This window comes from Bacillota bacterium, assembly GCA_040754675.1.
Lineage (GTDB): Bacteria > Bacillota > Limnochordia > Limnochordales > Geochordaceae > Geochorda.
This window is the reverse complement of record JBFMCJ010000170.1, coordinates 1-8,035: the sequence shown is the minus strand read 5'-3', so window position 1 is coordinate 8,035 and position 8,035 is coordinate 1. Positions and strand designations below refer to the sequence as shown.

General features: G+C 70.6%; 9 protein-coding genes. All 9 read right to left on the bottom strand.

The window, feature by feature from the left end; all coding sequences use genetic code 11:
• Window positions 1–141 precede the first annotated feature (141 nt).
• Entirely contained in the window at window positions 142–537 is a 396-nt protein-coding gene (locus AB1609_11150) for a TIGR02530 family flagellar biosynthesis protein (GenBank protein ID MEW6047022.1), read from the bottom strand.
• Between the two features lie 38 nt (window positions 538–575).
• Entirely contained in the window at window positions 576–983 is a 408-nt protein-coding gene (locus tag AB1609_11145; protein MEW6047021.1) for a flagellar hook capping FlgD N-terminal domain-containing protein, read from the bottom strand.
• A gap of 15 nt (window positions 984–998) precedes the next feature.
• Entirely contained in the window at window positions 999–3,035 is a 2,037-nt protein-coding gene (locus AB1609_11140) for a flagellar hook-length control protein FliK (protein ID MEW6047020.1), read from the bottom strand.
• Window positions 3,036–3,075: 40 nt separating this feature from the next.
• On the bottom strand, window positions 3,076–3,741 hold the full coding sequence (locus tag AB1609_11135; GenBank protein MEW6047019.1) for a hypothetical protein: 666 nt from the start codon (window positions 3,739–3,741) through the stop codon (window positions 3,076–3,078).
• 9 nt (window positions 3,742–3,750) lie between these two features.
• Entirely contained in the window at window positions 3,751–4,221 is a 471-nt protein-coding gene (locus tag AB1609_11130; protein MEW6047018.1) for a hypothetical protein, read from the bottom strand.
• Window positions 4,218–5,531 (bottom strand): FliI/YscN family ATPase, encoded by a 1,314-nt coding sequence (locus AB1609_11125; GenBank protein ID MEW6047017.1) that lies wholly within the window; start codon window positions 5,529–5,531, stop codon window positions 4,218–4,220. The genes AB1609_11130 and AB1609_11125 overlap by 4 nt, the downstream gene beginning before the upstream one ends.
• Before the next feature lie 4 nt (window positions 5,532–5,535).
• The gene (locus tag AB1609_11120; GenBank protein ID MEW6047016.1) at window positions 5,536–6,291 is read right to left on the bottom strand and encodes a FliH/SctL family protein; all 756 of its coding nucleotides are present in this window, start codon (window positions 6,289–6,291) and stop codon (window positions 5,536–5,538) included.
• A gap of 106 nt (window positions 6,292–6,397) precedes the next feature.
• Complete coding sequence (fliG, locus tag AB1609_11115; protein MEW6047015.1) at window positions 6,398–7,426, bottom strand: flagellar motor switch protein FliG; 1,029 nt, start codon at window positions 7,424–7,426, stop codon at window positions 6,398–6,400.
• 3 nt (window positions 7,427–7,429) lie between these two features.
• Window positions 7,430–8,035 (bottom strand): flagellar M-ring protein FliF C-terminal domain-containing protein (locus tag AB1609_11110; protein ID MEW6047014.1); only part of this gene is annotated, 606 nt, incomplete at its 5' end.

The window sequence follows — 8,035 nt, the reverse complement described above, 5'->3', positions numbered from 1 at the left end:
AAACCTCCTGCCTCCTTCCGGCCGGCGGGCGCCCGAGGGCGCCCCGCCGGCGGGGTTCTGGTGCGGCCGCCTCGGTCGTTCGGCGGCCGCCGCTGCAGGCCCCCTCCCGGCGGAGGTCCGGCCTGCCTGGTTTGTCTTCGTTCAGGCGAACACCACGCTGTCGATGTTGGTGAACACGTTCTCCTTGAGCTGCGCCTCGTCCGCGACCGTGATCACGGTCCGGTTCTTGACGCTCACCACGAAGGCGAGGCGGTCCAGCATGACGACGGCTTCACGCGCCCCTTTGGCCTGCGCCCGGTCCACGGCTTCAACCAGGCGCCGCCGCGCGGCGTCCGAGAGGTCAATGCGGCGCTCTGCCAGCCGGCGCCGGGCGTGGCCGGAGAAACGTAGCGCCTGCTCTTCGGCAAGCACCTCGTCCAGGACCTGGCCGAACGACGCCTGCCGGCCGGCCGGTTCCGCCGGGCGTAGGGTAGACGGCGCGGGAGAGTGCGGCCGAACCGGGTACGTTCGCCCGACTTCACCGGGGCCTGCCGTCATCGCCACTCACCTCGCTTTTGAGGCGTCCTGCGTGCGCTTTAGCGGAGAATCTCCGCGACGTCACTCAAGTTGAACTCCTGCCCGTTCACCACGAGCCAGGGCGTCCCCTCGACCACCTTGACCTTCTCCACCACGCCGCTGACGAACTCGTCCGAGCCCGCCGGACGCAGCACGACCCGCCGCCCCAGAAGGCCCGCGGACGCGCCCAGCATTTGCAGCTCCAGGAGCCGGCTCGCCAGGTTGGTCGTATTGCGGGCGGCCTCGAGCTGGCTGAACTGGGCCAGCTGCGTGACGAACTCGGTCTCCTTCATGGGTTCGAGGGGGTTCTGGTAACGGAGTTGCGTAGTCAGCAGATGGAGGAAGTCCTCCGTGCTGACCCGGTTCCCGGCGGAAAGCCACCCCGCCGTCGACTGTGACGTGGTGCGAGACTGCACAGCGTCGATCATGCGCCTTTCACCCCCTTATACCCTCACGTCCACCGCTGCCATCCCGAGCCGCACCCAGGCGGGCTCCTCCCGAACGGTCGCCATCAACTCGCCGTCCGACGGCCGGGCCCACGCCCCCGCCGGAGCGCCGGCTTGCGAACCGAACCACGGAAGCGGCGCGTGCTGGCCGCCCATGGCGTGGTGCCCGACCTCGACCGAGAACCCCGCGAGGTGCAGCCCCGCCTGCTCCAGCGCCTGCTGGAGCAAGCCGGCGTGCTGCCGGAGAAGCTGCCCCGTGTCCGGCTGCCGGGCCACCACGTGCACCGTGAGCTGCGAGCCCTCGGAGTTGAGAACCAGCCTCAACTCTCCCATCTCGGGGGGATGGAGCTGCAGCCGGATCTCGGTGCCGTCCTGCGCGATCCGGGCGGCAACCACTTCACCCCGGCGGTAGGCGGCTGACGGGGCCTGCTCGATCCACCGGGTGACGTGGGAGGCAACCAGCCGAGCCGCTTCGCGAAAGAACGTCTGTGGATCCTCACCCGCCTGTACGTGCGGCGAACCCGAGACCGCTTCGAAAGCCCCCTGTTCGGCTACAGAGGGCCCGCCCTGCTTCACCAGGGCCCGGACAGCCCGATCGGGAGCACCACCCGCCGGTTCCTCCTGGCGAGCCCGGCCTTCAGCATCGGATACGAACTGGAGGCCGTGGCCGGCGCCGCCCGCGGGTGCCCCCGGTGCAGCGCCGTTCGAGCGGGCCGTACCTCCGGTGAAGGCCCGGGCCTGGCCTCCCCCGCCCGGCGTCTGGCCATCAGGACTACCCCCGTCCCATGCCGTCGTGCCGCCTTCTGCCGCGGCTCGACCCGGCCGGGAGATCGGCGCGACCGTGTACTGGCGCACCGCGGACTGCGCGCTGCCCGGGCCATCCGGCCCGGTCACGACCGCGGCACCGGGTTCGGCCGTCGCTCCCCGGAACCCCTGGGCCCCGGCGGTCTCGTCCGAAGCCAGCCCGGCCCCATGGGTGGAGCCCGCTCGGATGGCTTGGGCAAGCTCCGTCGCGCTCCCGGCGGGCGCAAGGCTCTGCCCCGGGCCCGCGCCGCTCCCCGGGACCCCTGAGCCGTCGCCTCCCTGAACGATAAGGGCACCCTCCGCGCGCGGCTCTGAGGCCACCCGAACGCGCGGCGCATGCCCAACCCGGCCGGCTGCGGCAGCTGTAGTGACGTCCACCCCGGCGTCCGGCGTCCCGTCAGGCAACGTGCCGTGCTGGCCTTCCAGGAGCGGCCAAGCGAGCCCCGGCTGTCCGGAGGCGCCCGCCGCCGCGCCGGCCTTCGCTTGACCTCGTGCACGACCGCCGTCGAAACCCGCTCGGGTCCCGTTCCACCCGAGCGCCCGCAGGTAGGGCTCGACGTTCGAACGGACCGGGTCATCGGCAAACCGCCCGAACGCCACCTGCGTCCCCATCAGCCCCTGCGCGGCGGGGCCGTTGAGGAGCACCGAAGAAAGAGCCGGCACGTCCCCTGACGGCGAGGCCGAGTGGGGCGCCAAGCCGCCCGGCAGCGGGTTGTCCGGCCGGGCCGCGGCAGGCGACGAGCCCGCCTGGAAAAAGCCCGGCCCCGGAGAGCCGCTGAGCCCCGATGTAACGCCCGTGCCCGCTGGAGCGGGGCCCGCCGGCAGCGGCGTCACAGGCACCTCGCCCACGGCGTTCGGCGCTGATGCGCCCCCAGCTTGTGGCGCCTGCAGCCCGGCCGCCCACCCCGGTGCAACAGCCAGCGCCAGTTCCTGGGCGACAGCAACCGGCACGTCCCGCCGTTCGGCGCCTGTGCCGGCGTCGCCCGCCTGGGGAGGCGGCTCCTCGCCGTGATGGGCGGCGGAACCGGTCCGCTGCCGGCCGGTTTCGCCTTGCCCGGCCGGAGCCTGGAGGGCCGATGCCTCGGCCAGCACCGCCGCGAACTCCGGCCTGCCGGCGCTTTCCGATGGCACAGCAGCCGAGCCGCCTGGTGCCGGCGTGCCGCTCAGCGCCGTTCCCCGGCCTGCGCCACTCGCCAGAGTGGCCCCGGCCTGGATGCTAAGTGAGCTCATTTCGCTGCTCACCCCCTTTCCGGTGGGTTTCCCCGAAGCCCTAACGCCCCGAAGAGGCCTGTCCACCCGAAGGCGCCGCCTGCGCCGTGGAGGTGGTGGCCCCGCCCGAGGAGGCTTCGAGCTTCTGGGAATCGTTCAAAGGTAGCTCGTTGATGGCAGCCAGGAGTTTCGAGGCGTACTTGGGATCGAGCCGGCCCAGAATCGCCCCCGCCTGGCGCGGCTCCATGGAGCCAAGCAGCCGCCTCGCCAGTTCCATGTCAAGCTGCTCGATGATGGGGGCGGCCTGCTCCGGCCTCATCTGCGCCACCGCCTCGATGAGCTCCCGGTAGTACTTCTCCCGGTCGGCCGCACCCGCCAGTTCCTGCTCCCGCTTCGCCACCTCGGCGAGACGCCGCGCCAGGTCCTGCTCCCGGGCCTGGAGCTGCTTCTCCAGCCGCGCCAGCTCCTGGGACCGCTGTTGGAGCGCCTGCTCCCGCTTGTCCAGTTCCTGGCGCTGCCGCTCGAGCTGCGCCTCCATCTCGGCCTGGCTCTGTTCAAGCTGCGTGCCGCGCTGATAGGCAGTAATATAATCGGCCACCACCGGCATCCGCCGTAGCCGTGTGGACACGGCGCCGCCGATGTCAATCACCCCGGCGAAGCTCAGCATCCAGATGCCAAGCGCCACGGAGGCCACCAGCGCCAGAAGGGACCACCAGAGCTGGCGCATTGCCCGTCGCTACCCTCCCGTCAGGTGGCGCCGCACCCAGCCCACCGCACCGGCTTCGTCCAGAATCAGACGCTCTTCCCGTTCGGCCTCCTTGAGGTACTCCGCGCGGCGCCGTGCCCGCAGGATCTCCAGCGCCCGCACGCCTCGGTGGGCCTCCACCACTCGAGCGCGCTGTTCGTCGGCCGCCTTGCTCGCCTGGGCCCGCCGGCCGCTCCAGAACGCCGTGCGCCGTTCCAGTTCCGCCCTCAAGACCAGTTCGCGTGCCAGCACCGCGCCGTCCACCGACTCGACTTCCCCCGCCCGCCGCAGGAGTTCTCCCGTCGCCACGAGCTGCGCCGACCGGGCCCGCCGCGCCGCTTCCAGAGCCACCTCGGCTGCCCGAAGCAACCCTATGGCTTCGGCCATGCGGATGCGTTCGAGCTGCACCGTCTGGCGCCGCAGCCCCAGGATCCGCTCCAGGCGGAAACGGAAGCGCTTCATGAAGCACCCGGCCCCTCGAAGCGGCGTGAGAGCTCCTTGAGCGCCTCCACGCTGCCCTTGAACTCGGCCTTCTCAAAGACACCCTGCTGCAAAAACCGGTCAATGGCGTCCCGGGCGTCGATGGCGCGGTCGGCCGCCGGATTGGTACCGCGAACGTAGGCCCCGATGTGGACCAGATCCTCCACGTCCCGGTACGTCGCCATCAGCCGCCGGATGGCCGCCGCGGCCTGCTGGTGCTGCAGGTCGGCCACCTCCGGCATCAAGCGGCTCACGCTCGCCAGAACGTCGATGGCCGGATAGTGCTGGCGCTCGGCCAGCTGCCGGGTCAGCACGATGTGCCCGTCGAGAATGGCGCGGGAGGCGTCCGCAATGGGTTCGTTCAGATCGTCGCCGTCCACGAGAACGGTGTAAAAACCCGTGATGCTGCCGCGATCGGACGTGCCGGCGCGTTCGAGAAGCCGGGGCAGCATGGCAAAGACGGACGGAGGGTAGCCTCGGGTCGTGGGTGGTTCGCCGGCGGCCAGCCCGATCTCCCGCTGCGCGTAGGAAAAGCGCGTCAGCGAATCCATCATCAGCAGCACGTCCAGGCCCTGGTCCCGGAAGAACTCGGCGATGCTCGTGGCCACGAACGCCGCCTTGAGGCGCACCATGGCAGGCTGGTCAGAGGTGGCGGCCACCACCACGGACCGCTCCAGGCCGGAAGTCAGGTCGCGCTCGATGAAGTCCCGGACTTCCCGGCCGCGTTCCCCGACAAGGGCGACCACGACCACGTCCGCGCTGGTGCCCCGGGCCATCATGCCCAACAGCGTGCTCTTGCCGACGCCGCTGCCGGCGAAGATCCCGATCCGCTGCCCCTTGCCGCACGTCAGCAGACCGTCGATGGCGCGGACCCCGACGGAGATCGCCTGCGTGATCCGGGGGCGGCGAAGCGGGTCCGGCGCCTGCCGCTCGACCGGGTAACCCGCCTCGATGGGAACCGGGCCCTTGCCGTCCACGGGCCGCCCGAGCCCGTCCAGCACCCGTCCGAGCAGGGCTTTTCCTACGGGGGCCTCCAGCGGGCGGCGCCGGGAGACCACCGTGCTCCCCGGCGCCACGCCCTCTGCGCTTCCCAGCGGCATCAGAACCGCATGTCTGTCCTTGAAGCCCACCACTTCCGCCACCAGCGGGCCGTAGCGGGGCCGTTCCACCTCGACCAGGTCCCCCACCCGGCAAAAAGGCCCCAGCGACTCCAGCGTGAGCCCCACGACCCGGCTGATGCGGCCCGTGTAGCGAACATCGGTGACCTCGGGGAGCATCCGCGTGAGTTCCATGAGGTCAGGTGCCACGGCGCATCACGTCCAGAAGCGCACGGCTGACCCCGGCGAGCCGCGTCTCGAGCCCCGCGTCGATGCTCCCCATCTCGGTCTCGACGTGGCAGCCGCCGGGCTCCACGGAGGGGTCGGCCACGAGTTCGACCTGGACAGGCCCGGCAACGCGGGCAAGCAGCCCTTCCGATCCGGCCAGCAGCCGGTGCTCGCCGGGGTTGAGGTGAGCCACGACACGCCCCGCAAGCCCAACCGGAAGGTCCTTCAGGACCGACTCGAGAACCGCCGCCGTCACGGCCGGCCCGTCGGCGATCTGCCGGCGCACCACTTTCTCGGCTACGGCCAGCGCCAGCTTCACCGCGTCCTCGCCCGACTGGCGAAGCGCCCGATCCCGGCGGGCCTCGGCCTCCTCCACAGCACGCTGCATCTGGGTCACCAGGGCCTGCAGCCTGCGCGCCACCTCGTCGCCTGCCTGCCTGCGCCCGGCCTCTTCTCCCTGCTGAAAACCGGCCCGGAAGCCCTCCTCCCGGGCAGCTTCGCGAATGCCCTCGGCTTCGGCCCGAGCTTGAGCCACCATCGCCCGGGCACGCTCCCGGTAGCTGGTCCACCGGCGGGCCTGGCGGGGGCGCATGCGGCGCGGGCGGCGGCCGCCTTCCCCGGAGTTGGCGGGAGCGGCGGGGATTTCAAGGGGCGGGACCTGGGAGCCGGCGGGCACGGCGGAGCCGTTCGTGTGCGGCGGAGCCGCCAGGGCAGCCTCTGCGTCCATCTCGGCGGGCGCCGCATCCGGCGGAAGGTCCGCCGCGCGCGTTGAAGGCCTCGCCTCCACAGGACGCGCGAGCTGAACGCTTTCGGCCTTCAGCAGCCGGTGTGCCTTAGACCAGGATCTCTTCGCTTCCGCCGCGAGCAATGACGATGTCCCCGCTTTCCTCCAGACGCCGGATGATGGAGACGATCCGCTGCTGCGCCTCCTCCACGTCGCGCAACCGCACCGGGCCCATGTACTCCATGTCTTCTTTCAGCATCTCGGCGGCGCGCTTGGAGATGTTACGGAAGATGCGCGTCTTCACGTCGTCGCTGGCCGTCCTCAGAGCAAGGGCCAGGTCCCTGCTGTCCACCTCGCGCAGCACCTGCTGGATGGAGCGGTCGTCGAGGAGCACGATGTCCTCGAAGACGAACATGCGCTTCTTGATCTCCTCGGCCAGCTCCGGATCCTGATCCTCCAGGGCTTCCATGATGGTCTTCTCCGTTGATCGGTCCACCCGGTTGAGCACCTCGACCGCCGAGTCGATGCCGCCGGCCACGGTGTAATCCTGCATGACGATGGAGGAGAGCTTTCGCTCCAGAGCGCCCTCGATCTCCTGGAGAACGTCAGGGGCCGTGCGGTCGAGAGTGGCAAGACGGCGCGCCACTTCCACCTGTCGGTCCGGCGGAAGCGACGATAGAATCGCGGCCGCCTGCTCCGGCTGGAGGTAAGCCATGATCAGCGCGATGGTCTGGGGGTGCTCGTGTTGAATGAAGTTGAAAAGCTGCTGGGGATCGGCCCGCCGCGCGAAGTCGAACGGCCGCACCTGGAGCGAGGCCGTCAGCCGCTTGATGATGTCGGTTGCACGCTGCGGTCCGAGAGCCTTCTCGAGAAGCTCGCGCGCGTATTCAATGCCGCCCTGGGTGATGAACTGCTGAGCCAGCATCATCTCCCGGAACTCAATCATCACCTTCTCCTGGTCTTCAGGCAGCACCCGCCGCACCGAGGCAATCTCGAAGGTGAGCTGCTCGATTTCGTCTTCCCGGAGGTGTTTGAAGACGTGAGCCGACACTTCCGGCCCCAGAGCGATGAGGAGCACCGCGGCCTTCTGCTTGCCTGTCAGGACGTAAGGCCCGTGACCGGTACGCGTCACCGCCATGCCCTATGACTCCTCCACAAGCCACGAGCGGAGCAGCTGCACGAACTCCTCGGGTTTCTCCCTGGCAAGCTGCTCAATCTCCTGGCGCATCCGTCTGCGCTCCACCTCGGCCGGCGAGGGAGCCTCCTGCACCGCCGCCTCAGGCACGACCGGGGCGCCCACGGTGACCTCTACGCGCCGGCGCGCGAGGCGCATGCGCCGGCTGACCCACCAGGCCACCGCCACGGCAAAGGCGAGCGCCATCAGCCACCACGCAACCCCCTGCACCTCGGGTCTCCCCATCGCAGCCAGGAGCTCGGCCTCGAGCTGCCCGGGCACTCCGGCCCGGCTGAAGCGGATACCCTCCACGGTCACCTGATCCCCGCGGCCCGGCTGGAGCCCCATGGCAGCCGCGACGAGCTGCTCGGTGCGCTGGCGCTGCAGGACGTCCAGTTCCCCGTCGACCCAGACCGCCACCGACAGGCGCTGGACGCGCCCGGGGGCCATCACGATCCGCCGCTCCACACGGTTGATCTCGTAGTTGGTGACGCTCTCGATGCGCTGCATCTCGGACGTCCCGGCGCCCTCCGCCGGTGCCACGTAACCCGGCACGTTGGAGGTGATTCCCGG